Here is a 20,249-nt window from a genome sequence, read left to right on the forward strand (position 1 = left end):
CACATCATGACCATCCATCCGAAGGAGACCCACAATGCCGGCAGTGCTGTACGAGGTGCGTGACAAGCGGGCCTATCTGACGTTGAACCGGCCGGACCGGCTCAACGCCATCAACGACGACATGCCCGGCGAGATCCAGGCCGCGGTCCAGCGCGCCAACGAGGACCCCGAGGTCAAGGTCATCATCCTGCGCGGCGCGGGCCGCGCGTTCTGCGCCGGCTACGACCTCAAGGCGTTCGCCGAGACGGAGAACGCGCGCTGGTCCCAGGGCCCGGTGTGGGACCCGATCACCGACTACCAGGCGATGAAGAGCAACACCGACGCGTTCTTCTCACTGTGGCGTTCGCTCAAGCCGACGATCTGCCAGGTGCAGGGGTACGCCGTGGCCGGCGGCAGTGACATCGCCCTGTGCTGCGACCTGGTGGTCATGGCCGAGGATGCCCGGATCGGCTACCCGCCGGCGCGGGTGTGGGGCTGCCCGACCACGGCGATGTGGGTGTACCGGCTCGGCGCGGAGAAGGCCAAGCGCATGCTGCTCACCGGCGACACGATCGACGGAACCACCGCTGCCGCATGGGGTTTGGTCGGCGACGCCGTGCCCGTCGACCGGCTCGAGGCCCGGGTCGAGGAACTCGCCGACCGGATGGCCGGGGTGCCCACCAACCAGCTGGTGATGCAGAAGCTGATGGTCAACCAGGCCTTCGACAACATGGGCCTGCACAGCACGCAGATCCTGGCCACGATCTTCGACGGCATCACCCGCCACACTCCGGAGGGCCGCTGGTTCAAGGACTTCGCCGAGCAGCAGGGCTTCGGTCCCGCCGTGCGGTGGCGTGACTCCGGACGCCCGATCCCCGACGGTGGCGGTCCGATCCCGACGGTCTGACAGCCTGTCGACGGTGCGCACCGACACCCGGTGGGCACCGTCGACTGTGTCAGCGGGTCACGGCCGCGCCACCCTCGACCCAGCGTGCACGGAGTTCCCGTTTGAGGACTTTGCCGGTCGCATTGCGCGGCAAAGCCTCCACGAATTCGACGACCCGCGGGCATTTGAAGTGGGCGAGCCGCTCTCGCGTCCAGGTGATCAGGTCGGCGGCCTCGACCGGGTGGCCGGGTTTCCGCACGATGACCGCGGTGACCGCTTCGCCCCACTTCGGGTCGGGGGTGCCGATCACCGTGGCTTCGGCGACTGCAGGGTGCCGATACAGGACCTGCTCCACCTCGGCGGGGTAGACATTCTCACCACCGGTGATCACCATGTCCTTCTTGCGATCGACGATCTCGTAGTACCCGTCCTCGTCACAGCGAGCCAGATCACCAGAGTAGAACCAGCCCTCGCGCAGGGCGGCGGCGGTGGCCTCGGGCTTGTGCCAATACCCGGCGAAGACGTTCGGCCCCCGAATCAGCAGTTCGCCGACCTGACCGGGTGCCACGTCCTGGTTGTGGTCGTCGACGATCCGCAGCCGGACGTGGTTGACCGGCTTGCCGACGCTGCCGGCGTGCTCGGCCACCTCGTCGGCGTCGAGATAGGTTGTCAGCGGCGCGGTTTCGGTGAGGCCGAACCCCTCGGTGAGATACAGCCCGCGCCGGCGCAGCGCCTCGATCAGAACCACCGGGCACGGCGCGCCACCGGAGAAGGTCGCCCGCAGCGAGGTGAGATCACGGACCGGGTTGTCGGCCGCCGCCTCGATCGCGGCCCACATCGCGGGAACACAGAAGGCCGCGGTCGGCCGATACCGGTCGAGAAGGTCGAGCCACGGGCCGGCCGCGAAGGATTCCATGATGACGGTGGTGCCACCGAGATAGAACAGCGGCAGGGTGTACACGCCCAGTCCGCCGATGTGGAACATGGGAGCGGCGGTGAGCGCGATATCGTCGGGCCGCAGCCCCGTGTCGACGGTGATGTAGTGCACGGCGTTCCACACCATGTTGGCGTGCGTCAACATCGCCCCCTTGGGTACGCCGGTGGTTCCCGAGGTGTACATGATCGCGCACAGATCGGCACCCTCGACGGCGACCTCGACGCGGGTGGTGTCGCCGCCGGCCAGCAGCTGTTCGTAGTGTGAATCCGTTGTCCGCGAACGGTCTGCGGCCGACGGCAGTTCGATGACCTCGCGGACCGTGGCGCCGTCGGCCTGTTCGACCGTGGCGGTCAGCCCGCTGGAACAGAACACGATCGAGGCGCCCGAGTCGTCGAGGATATAACGGATCTCGGCGGCGGTCAGCCGGAAGTTCACCGGCACGGTCACCGCGCCCAGTTTGGCGACCGCGAACAGTACCTCGAGCATGTGCGTACTGTTCAAGGACACCAGCGCGACGCGCTCGCCCGCCGCGATCCCCTTGGCGCGCAGCACATCCGCCAGTGCGTTGGTGCGGCTCTCGAACTCTCCGAAAGCGTAGACGCGGCCGGTGTCACCGTCGATCAACGCGGTTCGCCCTGCGTTGCGCCGCGCCCGCATCGAGGGCCAGTTGCCGATTCCGTTGTCCATCATGGCGCGCTCAGTGGGTCTCGGTCCGGGCACGATCCAGCACGGTGTCCAGATCGAATCCGCGCGGCAGGGCGCCGAACACGTCGCCCCAGCGATCGCCGAGCCGCGTCGCGAGGAAAATGTCTGCCACAGCGGGGTTTCCGTATCGCGCCAGCAGCGAACCCTGCAGGACCTTAGCCATCGAGCCCACCAGTGCCCGGCCACGGTATTCGATCTCGTCGGGGTCGGCGAGTTGCTTCTCGAGGCCGGCGATCGCGACGTCGAGGCGAGAATCGCAGCCCTCAGCGAGGTGGATCTCGTCGAGGAAGGCCGCGACCGTGTCGGGCTGGCGGCGCATCGCGCGCAAGGCGTCCAGGGCCGCCACGTTGCCGGTACCCTCCCACACCGACGGCAGCGGTGCTTCGCGGAACAGCCGGGGCATCCGTGACTCCTCGACGTACCCGTTGCCGCCGAAGGCTTCGAGCGTCTCGGCCGCATGCATCGGGCCACGCTTGCAGACGTAGTACTTGCTGACCGCGAGCGAGATGCGGCGCAGCGAGGCCGCGCTGTTGTCACCGGTGGCGACCCGGTCGGTGAGCCCGGCCAGCCACAGCGTGACGCTCGCGGCGGCCTCCGCCTCTACCGCGAGGTCGGCGAGCACATTGCGCATCATCGGCTGATCGATGAGATGGTGCCCGAAGGCCAGCCGGTGGGTGGCGTGGAACGCGGCCCGCCGTACTCCAGTGCTCATGATGCTGGAGGTCTGCAACAGGCATTCGAGCCGGGTGAGGTTGACCATTTCGGTGATCGTCGGAACGCCGCGGCCTTCGGCACCGACTCGCCAGCCCAGCGCCGCATCGTATTCCAGCTCGCTCGACGCGTTGGACTTGTTGCCCAGCTTGTCCTTGAGCCGCTGCAGGAACAGAGAGTTGCGGGTGCCGTCCGGGCAGATTCGCGGGACCAGGAAGCAGGTCGAACCGGCCTCGGTCTGCGCGAGCATGAGGAACACATCCGACATCGGCGCGGAGGTGAACCACTTGTGGCCGGTGATCCGGTAGATGCCGTCGGCCTGCAGTTCGGCGCGGGTGGTGTTGGCGCGCACGTCGGAACCACCCTGCTTCTCGGTCATCGACATGCCCGCGGTCAACGACCGCTTCTGCGCCGGGACCGATAGCACCGGGTCGTAGGATCGCGCCGCGAACAGCGGCTCGTAGGTTGCCGCGAGTTCGGGATTGTGCCGCAGCGCGGGAACGACGGCATAGGTCATGGCTATCGGGCAGGTGTGGCCCAGGTCGCCGTGCATCCACGCGAGTGTCTTGGCGGCCCGGACCAGGTGGGGGTTCGGCTGCGGGTCGACCCACGCGTATCCGGTAAGTCCGAATTTGGCCGCCTGCGTCATCAATTGGTGATAAGCGGGATCGTAGGCGACCTCATCGATGCGGTATCCGTAGCGGTCGTGGGTCCGCAGGACCGGCGGATGCGCTTCGGCGCGATCGCCCCATTCGACCACCTCCGCGCTGCCGGCCGCGGCCCCCACAGCCAGCACCTCCGGGAGCCGCTCCGAGGCGCCGGCGCGGGCGAGAGCTTCCGCGATCGGCGGGTATTCGGCGGGATTGCTGTCGGTCGGCTGAACTGCCTGGTTGAGGACGGTGTGGGTCGCCACGCTGGATGTCACTTTCTCGGATCAACGGAGTTCGGGTGCCACCACGACGGCGGCGGAGCGGCCGGGGCCGACGCGATGTGGCCCTGGCCACGGCCGACTCCGATCAACTGATGCTCGTGCTACGTTCGCTGAACATCGTTCAGTGTATTGAACGATATTCAGACGATAGCCGATACCTAGGTGGTCCGAAAGGGACGCCGGAGGGAGAGATGATGTGCGACGACGTGCAAGACCGTGCCGAATCGGTCGATGAGGCCGCTGCGGTCGTCGCCTTCCACCGGTCGCTGGGCCTGCCCGGCCTGATCGACGTGCACACCCACTTCATGCCCAAATCGGTGATGGACAAGGTGTGGCAGTACTTCGACAACCAGGGCCCGCTCGTGGGACGGCCGTGGCCGATCACCTACCGCGACGACGAGGCCGCGCGCGTCGACCGGCTGCGGCGTTTCGGGGTGCGGGCCTTCACCTCGCTGATCTACCCGCACCGGCCCGAGATGGCCGCGTGGCTCAATCAGTGGGCCGCCGAATTCGCCGCCCATACTCCCGACTGCCTGCACACCGCGACCCTGTACCCCGAACCCACGGTCGGCGATTACGTCGGCGACGCGCTCGCGGCGGGCGCCCAGGTTTTCAAGGCGCACGTGCAGGTCGGCGGCTACGACCCCGCGGATCAGCTGCTGGATCCGGCCTGGTCCGCCATCGCCGACGCCGGTGTTCCGGTCGTCATCCACTGCGGGTCCAGCCCGACGGCGACCGCGTACACCGGGCCCGAGCCGATCGCCCGGCTGCTCAGCCGGCACCCGCGCCTGCAGCTGATCATCGCGCACATGGGAATGGGTCAGTACCGCGAATTCTTCGACCTCGCGGCGCGGTTCCCGACGATCCGGTTCGATACCGCCGTCGCCTTCACCGACCACGCCGACAGCTTCGCGCCGTTCTCGGCCGTCGACCTGCCTCGCCTCGCCGATCTGGGCGACCGGATTCTTTTCGGGAGCGACTACCCGAGCATTCCGTACACCTATGCCGAGGGCTTGGCCGGGCTCGCCGCGCTCGACCTCGGTGCGGACTGGTTGCGCCGCGTCTGCTACCAGAACGCCGCCGACCTATTCGGTCTCGGCGACGACCGCCTGCTCGTCCGGCTCGGTGCGGCCTCAGTCTGACAGCGTCGCCACTTGGGTCCGCAGGAAGTGATCCATCATCGCCCGCGGCTCACCGCCGAACAGGGCGAGCCGGCGGGTATGGGCCAGCAGGATCACACCCGTGGCGTACGCGAGGACCTCTGCGGTCAGTTCGCGGGCCCGGCCGGCATTCGCACCGAGATCGAGTGCCGCGGCAGTGATCGGGGCCAGGCTCGCGAGCAGCTTCGCGTTCAGTCCACTGTTCAGGTCCGCGGACAGGCCGTGCGGACCGATGCCGTTTCGGAACAGGTACAGGCCCAGTTCCAGATCACGTGGATCGGCGTCGTAGAAGTCGTAGAACGCCAGGCCCGTTGCGCGAAAGCGATCCGCGCGGGAGGTCGCGGTCGCGGCGGCCGCTGTCGCGGCGCCCAGGCGGTCCAGCGATTCGTCGAGCAGCGCGGCATAGATGTGTTCCTTGCTCGGGAAATGCCCATAGAGCGCACCCGCGGTGTACCCGGCAACCTTCGCGATCGCCCGGACACTGGACGCCTCCAGTCCCTGCTCCGCGAACACCTCACGAGCAGCGCTCAGAATGAGCTCCCGCTTCGCCGCGTTGACCACGTCCCGCCGCCGGGCTCGGGTCGACTCCACCAACACCACTCCCTCGTCGCTACGACAGCGTCCGTTCACAACCTTGAACCGTGCTCAACAAACTTAACAACGTTCACACGGATATCGGCGGGCGCACGGCTCTGACCCCACGGCCGAGCCCTTCGCCGAGACGTTCAGGGCGAGTCGAAGAACCTCGAGAGCCGTCGCCCAGCCGACGGATGCAGGCCAACCGAAACGTCCGCTCATGCCACTTATCGAGCGGTTTCGACTGGTCGTAATGCGACAGCAGGCTTATCGTGCCGGATGCTGGACCTGAGCAGCCTCGACTTGGAGGAGATCGCCGCGGCTTTGGCGGATCAGACCGACTAAGAGCGCCGATGGCTGATCAACCCGCAGTCCGGTGAGATCGTGCTGTGGACGAGCGACGGCGGCATCGATGGACGCACGCCCGTCCACCTCGACGAGGTGGACCTCGTTGCCATCGATGCGCTCCCGTCCTACCTCTGGTATCAGGACATGAAGGATTTCGCCGAGACAATCAGCGACGAGACCGCCGGCCACCGACTGGCCCAAGCTATTCGAGGCAAAGGCGACCTTCCGCCGCTTCATAAACGAACTGCACGAGGACTATTCGCACCTACTGCCTGCGTGGCGGGAATGGCGACCCTCGCGAGGTTGGCGATGCCGTTGACGCCGATGTCGAACATGGGCTCCCAATCGGCGTGGGTGGTTTCCCAGAGCGGGCGGCCGCCGGTCATGACGGCTGCGGCGGCGACGGCCGCGTCGAGTCCGCCGAACCGCTCGGTCGCGAGTTCCACTGCGCCGCTGAGGCTTTCGATGTCGCGGACATCCGCTTCGACATCGGCGACCGTCCCCGCGTGCGCGGCGGCCACCGTCGCGAGCTGATCACGGGTGCCGAGCGGATAGCCGAGTCCGGGGTCGTCGCGGCAGATGTCGACGGCCACGACGCCAGCCCGCGGTGGCGAGGCGGTGGACGGTGGCGGCGCCGATGCCCCGGGCGGCACCGGTGACGATGGCGACCGGGGCGGGGGCCACTTACATGCCCGGGTGAAGCCGTCGGGGACGATGACGTCCTCGGGGGTGAGGTCATGGATGGAGGAGTGACCCAGTCCGTACAACGCGGAGTCGATGCCCTGGCGGATGACTTCGAGGACGTTGTGCACACCGCGGACGCCGGCGGCGGCCATGCCCCACAGGTAGGGCCGGCCGATCATGACCGCGTTCGCGCCGAGCGCGAGAGCTTTCACGACGTCGCTGCCGCGGCGCACACCACCGTCGGCAGGATCTCGACCTGTCCGCCGACGGCCTGAACCACGCTGGGCAGCATGCAGATCGCGGCGGGGGTGGTGTCGAGGTTGTTGCCGCCGTGGTTGGACACGGAGATGGCGGTGGCGCCGATGTCGACGGCGCGTTTGGCGTCGTCGGGACGGCCGATGCCCTTGATGAGGAACGGCCCGTCCCACTGCTGCCGCAGCCACGCCAGGTCGTCCCAGGTGACCGGCGGGGTACCCATCCATTCACCGTAGGCGCCGAAGAACGTCGGGCCCTGCTGTCCCCGCGGGACCAGGTTCGGGGTGGTCAGATCGGGCAACTTCCCTGACCACGCGAAACGGAGAAGCCAGCCGGGTTTGGTGACGACCTGGGGTGCGAACCGTACGGCGGTCTTCACATCGATTTTCTCGGGCAGTGGCGGGCTGCCCCAGTCGCGGGCGGTGGCGAACACCCAGTCCAGGGTGACGATGATGCCCTTTGCGCCGGCTTCACGCGCCCAATCCAGGCGGGCGACCATGTCGTCTTTGCTTCCGAGCCAATAGATTTGGAAGAAGGTCTTGTCGTCGGCGGCGATGACCTCCTCGATCGGCTTGGATCCGAACGACGACAGGCCGAGTGCGGTGCCCGACATGGCGGCCCCTCGTGCGACGCCGTCTCTGCGATCTACACCTCGTCATCCTTCCACTCGTTCGCCCCACGGTCGAAGAACCGCAGCGTCGTCGGGACTGTCGGAACAGGCAATCCGACAGTCCCTGCATCGCGGCGGCTGGTCCTGGGTTTGTTCGCTGTCCGATTTGAGTGTTTTCGGGTGCTGAGTGAAGGTTAGCGAACATGCCGGTCTGGTCGTCGGTGATTCGTGGTGCAGTGGCGTCCGGCGTGCGCACCATGTGGTCGGCGACCAGGGGCCGTGACTATTCCGGCAGTACATCAGGAAGCGCGGCCGTGCCGACCAGGTCGGCCCTGACGGCCGCGTTCACCGTTTCGAACCACTCGTCAGCGGAGCTCGTCGAGCATCTGTGCCCAGCGGTCGGCCACGTGGTTGCGTCGACGGGAGTCGTCGTTGAGCATGCCTGCCAGGCCGAGTCCTCGGGCGCTGTCGAGAAACGCCTGAACGGTGGTGCGGACGGTGGGGTTGTTGCCGTCCAGGTGCAGTAGTTCGATCAGGGCCCAGAAGCTTCGTGCTCCGACCTCGAGTTCCATGGCCGCGACCCGTGGTGCCAGGACGGGGTCGTCGGAGGCGGCGATGCACAGCTGTAGGGCGGCCTTGAACGTCGGTCCCTGATGCAGCTCGACGACTCGATGGACTATCTCGCGCGTACTGCCGGGGCCCGGTGCGACGGTGTGCTGGAACGACTCGATCTCCTGGATCCGGGTCTGCATGATGTGTTGCACCGACGCGGTGAACAGGCCGTCGCGGTCCTTGAAGTGGTGCTGGATCGCGCCGCGGGTCACCCCGGCGCGCTCGGCCACCTCGGCGACGCTGGCATTGCGCCAGCCGCGGGTGGCGAGCACATCCAGGGCTGCGTCCACGATGCGCTGGTGGGTCGCGATGCCATTCTCGTTGTGTGGTTTGCGACGCGGGCTCGTCGTCATCGCCGACCTACAGTTCGACGGTCAAAGATCCCTCGGCACGTGACACGCATGGGAGAAAGTATCCCGCGTCCTGTTCGTGGGAGTTCAAGGCGGTCGATCTGTGCTCGGGTGTGCCCGCGAGCACGCGCACAGCGCACGACCGGCAGAACCCCTGCCGACAGGAGTAGGTGGCATCCGGTCGCGCTGTCAGGATCGCGTCCAGTGCGGTCTGTTCGGCGCCGACGGTCACAACTTCGCCGGTGGTCGCCAGGTGGATGGTGAACTCCTGGCCGTCGACGACCGGCGCCGCCGAGAACCGTTCGTAGTGGAATTCCACGTCGGGGCGCTCCGCCAAGGCGGCGCGCAGCATATCGACCATCAGTGGTGGCCCGCAGGTGTAGACCGCGGGAGTTCCGGCCAGGTCACCGAGCAGTTTCGCGGGGGTGGCGAATCCGGATTCGTCGTCGCAGTGAACGGTGATCTTGTCTCCGTAGTTCGCCACCTCGGGCAGGAACGCCATCGAATCGCTCGAGCGCCCGCAGTAGATCATCGACCACGGCATGGCGGTCCGCTCGAGCAGCGTGATCATCGGCAGGATCGGGGTGATTCCGATACCGCCTGCGATCAGGCGGACCGCGCTCGTGCGTTGATTGTGGCCGCCGACAGCGAGCGGGAAAGCGTTGCGCGGCAGACCGATCCGCAGCCGGGACCCGACCTGCAACTCTCGATGGACTTCGGCGGATCCGCCGCCGCCGTCCGGGATCAAGCGCACCGCGATGCGATACCGCGAAGGGTCCGCGGGATCGCCGCACAGGGAGTACTGACGCCGAGTGCCCGAAGGCAGCTCCACATCGAGGTGCGCCCCTGGGCTCCAGGACGGCAATTCCCCGCCCCCGGGGAGCTCGAAGCTCAGTGCGACCACGCTCTGATCCCGGGCGACGAGGCGGCGCTCGGTGACCACGACGTCGCAATACTCCTGAGGTCGCCCCAGCCTAGTGTCCGGGAGCCGGGAGAAACCGTCGAACCAGTTCAGGAAGTCGAAGCCGGTTGCGAGGCACCACATCAGCGGGTCGTGCCGGAATCGGCCGTGCGCATGGGCGGGAATGTCGCGAAGGCGAGGTCGATCGGGCATGGCAGCTCCTCTCACGCTGCGGGACGGGACTCGACAGTGGCGAGATAGGACAGCGCCTGGGCCATCGAACCGGTGTCGTCGGGCCGATAACCGGGCGCGAGGTAGTCGACGACCGAGCCGAGGACAGTGGCCGGTGTCGGGAGCAGGCCCCGGCGGCCGGCGCGCAGAACATCGAGGATCACCCGCCGCCGCGACGCGGGTGCGGCAGGGTCGTTCTTGACCAGGTACCAGATGAAACGGCTCGATATCCAGATGGTCACCGGGAACACCAGCAGCATGGTGCGCAGCCGACGGGAGTACCGATCGTCGAAGTACTCGGCAACGTCGTGGGCCACGTTGCGGTGTTCCATCTCTTCGGCGCCGTGCCAGCGGAACAACGCCACCATGCCGGGGTCGGCGCGGTACTCGTCCCAGGCGCAGTTGAGCACGAAATGCCCGAGGAAAGCGGTGAAGTTCTCCAGTGCCGCGGTGATCGCCAGCCGGTTGATCAGATGCTGCCTGGTTCGCTTCGGATTGCGAAATGTCCGGGGGCCCAGCACCTTACCGAGGAAGAAGCGTGATTGTGCCAGCAGCGGTTCGGGGTCGATGCCGTTGCGTTGGAAGAAGTCGTCGAGCGACTCGTCGTGCGCGTTGGCGTGCATGGTCTCTTGGCCGATGAAACCGAGTATGTCTTCCCGCAGGCGGGGATCGTGCACGTCGGGCAGTGCTTCCTTGAATGCCGCGATGAAGAATCGTTCTACCTCGGGAAACAGCAGATGATAGGCGCTGACCGTATGCGAGGCGACCGGGTGGCCGGGAATCCAGTGCAGGGGAGTGGAATTCAGATCGAACGAGACCGCACGCGCCTTCAGTTGCAGCGGCCCGACGTCGATGGTGTCGATCGGGAATCGGTTCTTCTTGCGCAGCTTCATATCAGGCTCCTTTGCCGACGAAGGCGATGATGTGCTCGAGGACGGTCTCGGGTTGTTCCAGGTGGGCGAAGTGCCCCGCCGCGGGGACGAGGGTCCGGCAGCTGCCCGGCGGTAGGTGATCGAGTGCGTCGGCGCCGGTGTCCACCAGGCCGCAGGTGTCGTCGGTGCCCTGCAGGTACAGAGTCGGCACCCGCGGCGGGGCGAACGCGGCCAGCTGCTCGTACCGGTGGCCGGCGCTGCGCCGGTACAGCGGATTCCACACGGCCCGGTAATAGCTGAACGCGGCGCGCCGGCGAGCGCGACCGGCGAGCGCGAGCAGGCCCTGCTCACGCTGCCGGCCCACCGGCGCGACGGGCGCCCACGCCTGCCACAGACGATCGATCAGCCAACCGCCGATCGTGTCGGAGAGCCACGGGATCGAGACGACGGTCATGTACCAGCTGCGCGGCGCCTGCCGGGCCAAGCGCGGGAGGTGCCGTGACAGCTGTGATGGGGTGAACAACGCCTTGATCGTCGGCAATGGGGGGATCGCGATGAGCACGCTGCGATGGAAGAGCTCGGGGTGGGCCGCGGTCAGAGCGCTGACGATCGCGCCGCCCCAGTCGTGGCCGACCACGATCGCGCGTCGATCGGCCCCGATGGCGCGATGGATGGCGACGATGTCGTCGACGAGCGAGGCGATCGAGTAGTCGTCGTCGGTGGCCAGCGAGCTAGGTGCGTAGCCGCGGGTGAAGGGCGCGACGACGTAGCGTCCCGTTGCGGCCAGGGCGGGTCCGATCTCCTCCCAGGTCCAAGCGCTGTCGGGAAATCCGTGGACCAGCAGGGCCGCCGGGTCGCAGGGGTCGCCCCAGGTCAGCGCTTCCAATTCGGCGGTGTCCGACCGAAACCGTCTCGTCGCGGGGGAACTCGTCGACATGTGTGCCCTTCCGGTCCCGCGAGACGGGACAGCCTTGCATTTTGACATTCACTGGTGCATGGTTTTACCTGTTACTCATCGTCTCGTCAATTTTTCCATGAGTAGTTGCCAGGTAGAGGAACTATTGGGCTGTCGCGCCGCCCGAATCTCGAACTGTGTGACATGCAATGAGGCACGAAAGGAGTTCGGTATGGTCAGCTACGATCTGGTCATCCGCGACGGGATCTGGTTCGACGGTTCCGGTGTGGCCGCGCGCACCGCCGATATCGGCATCAAGAACGGTGAAGTCGTCGAGGTCAGCTCCAGGCCCCTCGACGTCGCTCGTGCCGACGAGGTCATCGACGCCGGCGGAAAGTGGGTGATGCCCGGCTTCGTCGACATTCACACCCATTACGACGTCGAGATGCTCGCCGCCGCGTCATTGAGTGAGTCCCTACGCCACGGCGTGACCACTACCGTCATCGGAAACTGTTCGCTGACCACCATTCTCGCGACCAATGTCGAGTGCGCCGACATCTTCAGTCGCGTCGAGGCGGTGCCGCGCGAAATCGTGATCGACACGCTGGACAAGCACCGCACCTGGTCCACACCGACCCAGTACGCGCAAGCGATCGACCAGCTCAACCTCGGCCCCAACGTCGCGACCTTCCTGGGCCAGTCCGATCTGCGCATCCACGTCATGGGCATGCACCGCGCGGTCGACGACAAAGCCAAGCCGTCGGCCGCTGAGCTCGAGCGGATGACCGCACTGCTGAACGAAGCCCTCGACGCCGGATTTCTCGGCATGTCGGCCACGACGAACTGGATCGACAAACTCGACGGTGACCTGTATCGCTCACGCTCGTTGCCGACCACCTTCGTCAAGCGCCGTGAGTTCCGCGCGCTGAACAAGGTTCTGCGCGACCGTGATCGCATCCTACAGAGCACACCGGAGGTCTCGCTCACTCCCAACCTGCCCAAATTCTTCCTCGCCGCCGGTGGCCGGTTCCGCCGCAAGGCCCTCAAGGTCTCGCTGCTGGCCGCCGCCGACTCCAAGGCATATCCGCCGCTGGTGTACTTCATGATGTATGGCGCGCCGATCATCAACCGCCTGCTCAACGGTGTCTTCCGCTGGCAGCATCTGCCGGTGCCGTTCACGGTGTACGCCGACGGCATCGATCTGGTCGTCTTCGAGGAATTCGGTTCCGGTGCAGCGGCACTCGACATCAAGGATCAGGTCGAACGCAACGAATTGCTGCGGAGCGAGGAGTACCGCCGCTGGTTCCGCCGTGACTACGAGAATAAGTTCAGCCCGAAGATCTGGCACCGCAACCTCTACGACGCCACTGTCGTCGACAGCCCGGACCCGAGCCACATCGGCAGGAGTTTCGGGCAACTCGCCGACGAGCGCGGCATCCACCCGGTCGACGCATTCCTCGACCTCGTCGTCGAGCACGGCCGCAAGATCCGCTGGCGCACCACGATCGCCAATCACCGCCCCGAATACGCCGACAAGCTCGCCGCGAACAAGAACGTGCACATGGGCTTCGGCGACGCGGGCGCGCACCTGCGCAATATGGCCTTCTACAACTACCACCTGCGACTGCTCGAGCGGGTGAAGTCGGCGCAGAGCAAGCGCAAGCCCTTCCTCACCCTCGAGCGCGCGGTGCACCGGCTCACCGGAGAACTGGCCGACTGGTACAACCTCGATGCCGGCTACCTACGTGTCGGCGACCGTGCCGACATCGTCATCGTGGACCCGCAGGGCCTCGACGGCGAGGTGCACGAGCTCTCCGAACACGAAGTGCCCGAATACAACGGGTTGCGGCGGATGGTCAACCGCAACGACCGCGCGGTCACCGCGACCATCGTCAACGGCCGCGTCGTCTACCGCGACGGGGTTTTCGCCGACGGACTCGGAAAAGACTGGGGGCCGGGACGTTTCCTGCCCGCCGGTCGCAAGGTCCGCGGGGCCACCTCCGTAAATCCGACAGTCTCGGCATAGTCGTGCCGGAAAGGAATGCCGTGCTGGAAGTCTCCGTACTCGTGCGCTCACTGACCCTGCCGGTGGTCGCGGCGCCGATGTTCCTCATCTCGAAGCCGAAACTGGTCATCGCACAGTCGCGTTCGGGGGTTGTCGGATCGTTCCCGACATTGAATGCGCGATCGTCGCAGTCGCTGCGGGAGTGGCTGGCCGAGATCGGCGAGGCGGTGTCGGGTGCGCCTTACGCCGCGAACCTGATTGTGCACCGGTCGAATACGCGCTGGGAGTCCGACCTCGCCGCTGTGGTCGACCACCGTGTGCCGGTGGTGATCACCTCGCTCGGCCTGCGGTCCGAAGTCGTCGGCGCGGTCCACTCCTATGGCGGCATCGTATTGCACGATGTGATCAACAACCGCTTCGCGCGCAAGGCCGCGGACGCGGGGTACGACGGTCTGATCGCAGTAGCCGCCGGTGCGGGCGGGCACGCGGGCACACAGTCACCGTTCGCGCTGCTCTCCGAGATCCGGCAATGGTTCGACGGACTGCTGCTGCTGTCCGGCGCCATCGCGCACGGACGGTCGGTGCTCGCGGCCCAGGCAGCGGGTGCCGATCTCGCCTACGTCGGGTCGGCGTTCATCGCCACCGAGGAGGCCGATGCCGCCGACGCGTACAAGGATCAGATCCTGACATCGGCAGCCGCCGACATCGTCTACACGAACCTGTTCACCGGCGTGCACGGCAACTATCTGCGCGGCAGCATCGAGTCGGCCGGTCTCGACCCGGACAACCTGCCGGTGTCGGACCCTGCCGCGATGAATTTCGGCTCCGGCGGCAACACCGATGCGAAAGCCTGGCGCGACATCTGGGGTTCGGGACAGGGAATCGGCCCGATCGATGCGGTTGTGCCGGTATCCGACCTGGTCGGCCGATTGACCCGGGAATACGCCCAAGCACGTCGGCGCCTGGCTGCGCTGGCGAGCGACGACCTGCTGCCCGTCCGGTAATCCGAGAGCCCACCCCGAGGACGACATGAGCTACGAAGAGATCCTGTACTCGGTGCGCGACCACATCGCCACCATCAGCATGAATCGGCCCGCGGCGCGCAATGGGTACACGCTGACCATCGCCGCCGAACTCGGTGACGCGTTCACCGTGGCAGACCACGATCCGGACGTGCGCGCGATCATCCTGACCGGCGAAGGGGCCGACTTCTGCGTCGGCATGGACCTGTCCAGCGGCGCGCCTGGCGACGAGGTCAGCGAGGACTGGCTCGAGCCTGCCGGGCAGTGCTCGCGCCGGATCTTCGAATGCACCAAACCCGTCATCGCCGCGATCCGCGGCGCCGCGGTCGGTGCCGGATCGACGATCATCCTGCCCTCGGACTACCGCATCGCCGCCACCGACAGCCGGTTCGGCTACGTCTTCACCCGCCGCGGGTTCTTCCCCGAGGGCGCTTCGGCGTGGCATCTGCCGCGCATCGTGGGCATGGGACGGGCGATGGACTGGATGCTCACCGGACGAGTGTTCCCGGCAGCGGAGGCATTGGCCGGTGGGCTCGTGCACCAGGTCGTCGAGCCCGACCAGGTTCTTCCCGCCGCCGAGACGTACGCGAAAGACCTGATCGAACACACGGCGCCGGTGTCGGTCGCGGTCACCCGCCAGATGCTGTTGCGGCTGAGCGCCTTCGACAGCCCGTATCCCGCGCATGCAATGGACTCGAAACTGATTGCGGGACTGGGCGGCAGCGCCGACGCGGTCGAGGGCATCACGTCGTTCCTGCAGCGACGGAGCCCGGACTTCCCCGGACGCGTCCCCGCCGACATACCGGCTGTCGTGCCGTGGAAGGGAATCGATCAGGCCGACACGGCGTCGACCAGCCGATAGCCGAGCCTCGATGCCACACGACGACGCTTCACCGGACCACGCGACGCCCGACGAGATGTGTGTTCGCGATCGCTTGGCCTACTTGCTGCTCGAGATCGAGGCCGCGGTGGTAGGCGGAACGACACTCGAAGGCGGAGTGCGTACCGCATTCGAGTGTTTCTTCGACGTTGTCGACGACCGCTTCCTTGCTGATGCCTTGGCGGACCGGCGACGACCGTTCGCCGCTATCGGTCGGCGAGGGTGACGTGGTCGTGCGGTTTGGGGTCGAAGTATCCGAAGAAGCTGGCAGTGTCGCCGGGGGTGCCGGTGGTGAGGGTGGCGTGGCCGTCGTCGAGGGCTTTGACGAGGCCCTGGTTCAAGTCGGTGAAGAGCATGCCGATGACTGCGAGTTTCGGTAGTTCGGCCACGAATATCGGGTTGTCGGGGATCTCGGTGATCGGTTCGACGACGCCGTTGCGGATCAGCAGTCCGATGGTGTCGCCGGTGTCGGTGATCCGGAACCCTGCCGCCGCGGTGACGCCGGCAGCGCGGTCGGGGTCGATGCGGAACCGTAGGCCTTCCAGCAAAGCGGGCACAGGCAGGGCGGCGACTTGGTCGGGGGCGTCGATGGAGATGGCCAGCGAGTAGTCGATCGTGCCGTCGAGTTCGCGTGCGGCGGTGAGGTAGAAGTTGCGCCAGTTGCTGTTCGGGGTGGTGTATCCGATGTGCCGCAACGCTTCTGCCTTGAGTTGGCGGGCTTCGGTGTCGTCGGTGTCGATGCGCACGACGTGGCGCAGTAGTTCAGCGGCCCACTGATGGTCGCCTTCTCCGGCGACGCGTTCGGCTTCGGCTACGACTGTGTCGCGGCCGCCCATCAGGGCCACGTATCGGCGGGAGGCTTCCACGGCGTGGATGGGGGCGAGGGTGGTGGGGTCGGCGTCGAACCAGCCGAGTTCGCCGACGTAGATCTGGCGCACCGAGTGCGGGACCCCGCCGTAGAAGTTGCCCAGCCATTCACTGCTTGCCAGCGAGTCGGGCAACTGGACGGTGGCGACGAGGTCGTCGGGCAGCAGGCCTTTGTTCATGTGGCGGATGGTCTGGTCGTAGACGTAGGAGATGGCGTCGCGGTAGTCGCGCAGGACCCGCGCGACTTCAGTCCGGCCGGCGAGCGGGCGGCCGTGGGAGGGGATCATGAACTCCGCGGGCAGGGGTCGCAGGTATTTGTCTATGGATTTGAACCAGGCTTGGGGGTCGCGGTATCGGCTGCCGCGGATGCTGTGCAGGTTCGGAAACGATTCGCCTTGAATCACTTCCGCCGATTGGAGCACGCCGAGGTCGGGGAACCAGGTGACGATTTCGTCGATCGCCTCCGACGGTGCCCAGAAGTGCACCATGCGCACACCGGCGATGGTGTGTTCGAGCCGGTCGTCGACCGGGATCGTGGGCGGGATCAGGGAGATGGTTTCCATGACGAAGTCCGGGCCGATGCCGCCGTTGACGCGGCCCCGCGGTCCGACCTCGAGCAGGGTGCCGAGTGAGTAGTCCAGGCGGGCGGCGATGATCGGGCCGTCGCCTGCGATGGAGTTGGCGATGACGTTGTCCATGAAGTCGCGGTGGGCGATGATCGCGATCTCACCGGCGTCGACCTGTTCCTGAGTGGCGAAGGCCTTCACACCGGCGTAGTGGTCGGTGTGCCAGTGGGAGTAGACGATCGCGCGGATCGGTTTGTCGGTGATCTTCTCCAGCTCCTGGCGCATGCGCCGGCCCTTTTCGACGTCCTCGGGCGGGTCGATCAGGATCACTCCGTCCTCGCCGACCACCACCGTCATCGCCGAGAGCGCGTAGCCGAAGATCTGGTACACGCCCTTACCGACGATCTCGAACACGCCCGGATCCATCGTGCGAGAGTGATCGCTCATCTCCCGGGGCACAGTGTCCGCATATTCGGTGTAGGCGCGATTCTTCCCCGACGGAGTGAACGTAATCCCCGTATCGGCTCCCAACCAGTACTTATCCGCCATCGTCGCCTCCGCAGTCCGCAATGGATACGTGCGAATACAAGATTCGCCTGACCACCGGCGCACCGCATCACCCGAAGCGGATGAACTCTGCACGGACCGACACCTTCCGGCGGTGGACAGTCGTGGATCCGTCGACGACGGCAGGTTACAGTCGCCGCCCGCCGTCGACGTACAGCGTCTGACCGGTTTTGAACGACGCCTCTTCCGAGGTCAGGAACGCGACCGCGTTGGCGATATCTCCCGGCTGTCCCACGCGCCGAAGCGGTGTGACTTCGGCGGTCTTCGCTTGCAGATGGAGGCATTCGTCGACGCGGTACTGGCCCACACCGGAGTGCGTCAGGTGGATCTGGTCGGCCACTCGCAGGGGGTAAGCGTTGCGCGCCAGTACATGCGGTTCGACGGCGGAACCGATCGCGCCGACCCGTCCGCCAACAAGGTGCGGAGTTTGATCGCGCTCGCCGGCCCGTTCCGCGGATCCGATCTGTTCGGACTCGAGCCGCTCGTGCGCGAATTCAACCTCGGCGGAACCGGCGGCGTGAGCCTGTTCGGCAAGATCTACGGAATCGGCGCCGCCGAAAACGGAAGCCGCCACGAATTCATCCGCCATCTCAACGAGGGCGGCGAAACCGATCCCGGAGTCCGGTACACCACGATCAGTACCCGATACGACGAACTCATCACGCCGTACCAGAACAGCTACCTCACACCGGGACCCGGCGCGACAGTCCACCAGATCACCGTTCAGGACGACTGTCCAGCCGATATGACCGAACACGCCAATCTGCCCTACGACGAGCGTGTGATCCATTTCGTGGAACAGGCTCTCGACCCCGACCGCGGCCTCGGCCCCGCTCCCTGCCGTCCCGTCGCGCTGATTCCGGCGAACTGAACGACAACCGGCGTAGGACCGGCTGAAGTCCACCCGTTTCGGGTGAGGCAGTCGGCATGTCGGGCGGGGGAGTCTGGCACGATGGTGCAATTTCTGGCGCGCGAGGAGCGAGAATGAAGCGGCTCGCACCGGCCGGGCTGGTGCGCTCGTTCGGCCGGAGGCTCGGCCGGCCGGCACCGCGAGATGTGCTGGCCGGCCTCGTTACCGGTCTCTTCTCCATTCCGGAGGGTATGGCCTACGCCAGTATCGGCGGGTTCAATCCGGTCACCGGTCTGTATTCCGGAATGATTCCCACGCTCGCCGGTTCGGTGCTGACGCGCACGGTGTTGATGGTGACCACGTTGACGAGCGCGATCGCGCTCTCCTCGCAGAGCGTGCTGACCTCGGCCGGTCTCGACCCGCACGAACCCGGCAATATCGCCATGCTGGTGATTCTCGTCGGTGTGGTGATGGCGGTGCTCGGGCTCGTCCGGGCCGGTTCGATCATGAGTTTCGTATCGAGCGCGGTGATGACGGGATTTACCACCGGTATAGCCGTGCAGATCGTGGCCGGTGTGCTCGGTGACGCCACCGGCTACGAACCGCATCGGCACAATACGATCGCCAAGATCGCTGACTCGCTCGCGCACATCGGTTCGTGGCACGGCACGACGGTGGCGGTGACCGCGGCGACCGTCGCGGTGTGGGCAGTGTGCCGGCTGGTGAAGCCGATGGCATCGCTGGCGACCTTGATCGCGTTGGTCGTGGTGACGGCGGCGGTGGCGTTGATCGGTGTCGGTGTCGACACCGTGGGAAATATCGCATCGATCCCGAATGCCTTTCCCGCACCGACACTTCCGGCGATGGCGTCGTTACCGGAGTTGCTGGTGGGCGCGTTCGCTGTGGCGTTGGTGGCGCTCGCCCAGGCGGCAGGGATCTCGAGTGCGGTGCCCAATCCGGACGGGAGCCGGCCGAACGCTTCCGGTGATTTCGTCGCGCAGGGGGCGGCGAATATCGCCGGTGGATTCTTCGGTGCCTTGCCGACCGGTGGCTCGCTGTCACGAACGGGGGTCGCGGTGTCTGCGGGGGCGCAGACGCGGTGGGCCGGGATCTTCGCCGGGGTGTGGTTGATCGGGCTCGTCCTCGTTGCCGGATCGGTGGCCGAGATCATTCCGATGGCGGTGATCGGTGGTCTCGTTCTCGTCATCGGCGTGGAGCTGGTGGCGGGCCGGTGGGGCGATATTCGCTTGGTGATGCGCACCGCGCCGTGGTCGGCGCTGGCGATGGCGATCACCTTTCTTGCCACGACGCAGCTGCCGTTGCAGAATGCGATCCTGATCGGCGCGGCACTGTCGTTGCTGCTGTATTGCGTGCAGGCGTCGCGCTTCGCGAAACTCGTTGCGCTGCAACCCTGCGACGACGGGCAATGGCGGATCGTGGACGTTCCCAGCGAATGCCCCAGCGGTGAGGTCACCGTCCTGCACTACGCGGGCGTCGGCTTGTTCGCCGAGATACCCCGCATCGACGAGTCTTGGCCGTCGGCAAGCAACATGCGAGGCGGGGTGTTGATCCTGAGTCTGCGCTCGATGCCGGACGTGCCGTCGGCGACGGTGATCCAGGATCTGACCCGGCACGCGGCGACGGTAACGGACAACGGAAGTCTTCTGGTCATCGCGGGCATCGACCGGAAATTCACTCGGGTCTTCGACCACAGCGGTCTGACCGACGTGATCGGCCGCGACAACATCTTCGAGGCGACCGATCAGGTTTTCGGCGCCTTGGACGCCGCGCTCGCCCACGCCCGCGTATGGATCGCGAACCACAAGTAACAGCAGTTCGCAATGCCGGC

18 protein-coding genes and 1 pseudogene are annotated in these 20,249 nt (G+C 66.5%); 7 read left to right on the forward strand and 12 right to left on the reverse strand.

Going from position 1 to position 20,249, the window contains the following annotated elements:
- The first annotated feature begins 34 nt into the window (after window positions 1-34).
- Entirely contained in the window at window positions 35-886 is an 852-nt protein-coding gene (locus NA3_RS14750) for a crotonase/enoyl-CoA hydratase family protein (protein ID WP_062964212.1), read from the forward strand.
- A 49-nt stretch (window positions 887-935) separates the two neighbouring features.
- Here NA3_RS14750 and NA3_RS14755 read toward each other — a convergent pair whose 3' ends face one another.
- Both NA3_RS14755 and NA3_RS14760 read right to left on the reverse strand, forming a co-directional pair.
- Entirely contained in the window at window positions 936-2,489 is a 1,554-nt protein-coding gene (locus NA3_RS14755) for an acyl-CoA synthetase (RefSeq protein ID WP_062964580.1), read from the reverse strand.
- 10 nt (window positions 2,490-2,499) lie between these two features.
- Window positions 2,500-4,143: an acyl-CoA dehydrogenase family protein gene (locus tag NA3_RS14760; RefSeq protein ID WP_439956179.1), complete on the reverse strand. Its 1,644-nt coding sequence runs from the start codon at window positions 4,141-4,143 to the stop codon at window positions 2,500-2,502.
- A gap of 200 nt (window positions 4,144-4,343) precedes the next feature.
- Here NA3_RS14760 and NA3_RS14765 point away from each other — a divergent pair, with 200 nt between their 5' ends.
- Window positions 4,344-5,291 (forward strand): amidohydrolase family protein, encoded by a 948-nt coding sequence (locus tag NA3_RS14765; protein WP_062964581.1) that lies wholly within the window; start codon window positions 4,344-4,346, stop codon window positions 5,289-5,291.
- Here NA3_RS14765 and NA3_RS14770 read toward each other — a convergent pair.
- The 8 genes and pseudogenes from NA3_RS14770 to NA3_RS14800 all read right to left on the reverse strand — a co-directional run bounded on the left by NA3_RS14770 (window position 5,283) and on the right by NA3_RS14800 (window position 11,685).
- Window positions 5,283-5,900, reverse strand: a complete 618-nt coding sequence (locus NA3_RS14770; RefSeq protein WP_227995210.1) for a TetR/AcrR family transcriptional regulator — start codon at window positions 5,898-5,900, stop codon at window positions 5,283-5,285. The two genes, NA3_RS14765 and NA3_RS14770, sit on opposite strands and share 9 nt — an antisense overlap.
- A 252-nt stretch (window positions 5,901-6,152) precedes the next feature.
- On the reverse strand, window positions 6,153-6,470 hold the full coding sequence (locus tag NA3_RS14775) for a hypothetical protein (RefSeq protein WP_062964214.1): 318 nt from the start codon (window positions 6,468-6,470) through the stop codon (window positions 6,153-6,155).
- A complete protein-coding gene (locus tag NA3_RS38605) occupies window positions 6,467-6,886 on the reverse strand; it encodes an SDR family oxidoreductase (protein WP_233427302.1) in 420 nt (139 codons plus the stop codon). The genes NA3_RS14775 and NA3_RS38605 overlap by 4 nt, the downstream gene beginning before the upstream one ends.
- 21 nt (window positions 6,887-6,907) lie before the next feature.
- A pseudogene (gene mftD / locus NA3_RS14780) lies at window positions 6,908-7,818 on the reverse strand (pre-mycofactocin synthase MftD); the annotation flags it as partial.
- Between the two features lie 329 nt (window positions 7,819-8,147).
- Complete coding sequence (locus NA3_RS14785) at window positions 8,148-8,747, reverse strand: TetR/AcrR family transcriptional regulator (RefSeq protein WP_062964215.1); 600 nt, start codon at window positions 8,745-8,747, stop codon at window positions 8,148-8,150.
- A gap of 7 nt (window positions 8,748-8,754) precedes the next feature.
- Entirely contained in the window at window positions 8,755-9,858 is a 1,104-nt protein-coding gene (locus tag NA3_RS14790; RefSeq protein ID WP_062964216.1) for a PDR/VanB family oxidoreductase, read from the reverse strand.
- A gap of 11 nt (window positions 9,859-9,869) precedes the next feature.
- Window positions 9,870-10,769, reverse strand: a complete 900-nt coding sequence (locus NA3_RS14795) for a metal-dependent hydrolase (protein ID WP_062964217.1) — start codon at window positions 10,767-10,769, stop codon at window positions 9,870-9,872.
- Between the two features lies 1 nt (window position 10,770).
- A complete protein-coding gene (locus NA3_RS14800) occupies window positions 10,771-11,685 on the reverse strand; it encodes an alpha/beta fold hydrolase (RefSeq protein WP_062964218.1) in 915 nt (304 codons plus the stop codon).
- 190 nt (window positions 11,686-11,875) lie between these two features.
- Here NA3_RS14800 and NA3_RS14805 point away from each other — a divergent pair, with 190 nt between their 5' ends.
- The 3 genes from NA3_RS14805 to NA3_RS14815 all read left to right on the forward strand — a co-directional run bounded on the left by NA3_RS14805 (window position 11,876) and on the right by NA3_RS14815 (window position 15,532).
- Complete coding sequence (locus NA3_RS14805; RefSeq protein WP_062964219.1) at window positions 11,876-13,669, forward strand: N-acyl-D-amino-acid deacylase family protein; 1,794 nt, start codon at window positions 11,876-11,878, stop codon at window positions 13,667-13,669.
- A 77-nt stretch (window positions 13,670-13,746) separates the two neighbouring features.
- On the forward strand, window positions 13,747-14,652 hold the full coding sequence (locus NA3_RS14810; RefSeq protein ID WP_062964583.1) for an NAD(P)H-dependent flavin oxidoreductase: 906 nt from the start codon (window positions 13,747-13,749) through the stop codon (window positions 14,650-14,652).
- A gap of 25 nt (window positions 14,653-14,677) precedes the next feature.
- On the forward strand, window positions 14,678-15,532 hold the full coding sequence (locus NA3_RS14815) for an enoyl-CoA hydratase-related protein (RefSeq protein ID WP_062964220.1): 855 nt from the start codon (window positions 14,678-14,680) through the stop codon (window positions 15,530-15,532).
- 224 nt (window positions 15,533-15,756) lie between these two features.
- On the opposite strand, the gene NA3_RS14825 is transcribed toward NA3_RS14815, so the two are convergent.
- Together NA3_RS14825 and NA3_RS39465 are read right to left on the reverse strand one after the other, a co-directional pair.
- Window positions 15,757-17,430 (reverse strand): alkyl sulfatase dimerization domain-containing protein, encoded by a 1,674-nt coding sequence (locus NA3_RS14825; RefSeq protein ID WP_062964222.1) that lies wholly within the window; start codon window positions 17,428-17,430, stop codon window positions 15,757-15,759.
- Between the two features lie 247 nt (window positions 17,431-17,677).
- A complete protein-coding gene (locus NA3_RS39465; RefSeq protein ID WP_062964223.1) occupies window positions 17,678-17,890 on the reverse strand; it encodes an SDR family oxidoreductase in 213 nt (70 codons plus the stop codon).
- Here NA3_RS39465 and NA3_RS38615 point away from each other — a divergent pair.
- Window positions 17,825-18,421 (forward strand): alpha/beta hydrolase family protein, encoded by a 597-nt coding sequence (locus tag NA3_RS38615; RefSeq protein ID WP_227995209.1) that lies wholly within the window; start codon window positions 17,825-17,827, stop codon window positions 18,419-18,421. The two genes, NA3_RS39465 and NA3_RS38615, sit on opposite strands and share 66 nt — an antisense overlap.
- Before the next feature lie 113 nt (window positions 18,422-18,534).
- Window positions 18,535-20,229: a SulP family inorganic anion transporter gene (locus NA3_RS14840; protein ID WP_062964225.1), complete on the forward strand. Its 1,695-nt coding sequence runs from the start codon at window positions 18,535-18,537 to the stop codon at window positions 20,227-20,229.
- Window positions 20,230-20,249: the final 20 nt, after the last annotated feature.

The sequence above is a fragment of the Nocardia africana NBRC 100379 genome, from assembly GCF_001612635.1.
Classification (GTDB): Bacteria; Actinomycetota; Actinomycetes; order Mycobacteriales; family Mycobacteriaceae; genus Nocardia; species Nocardia africana.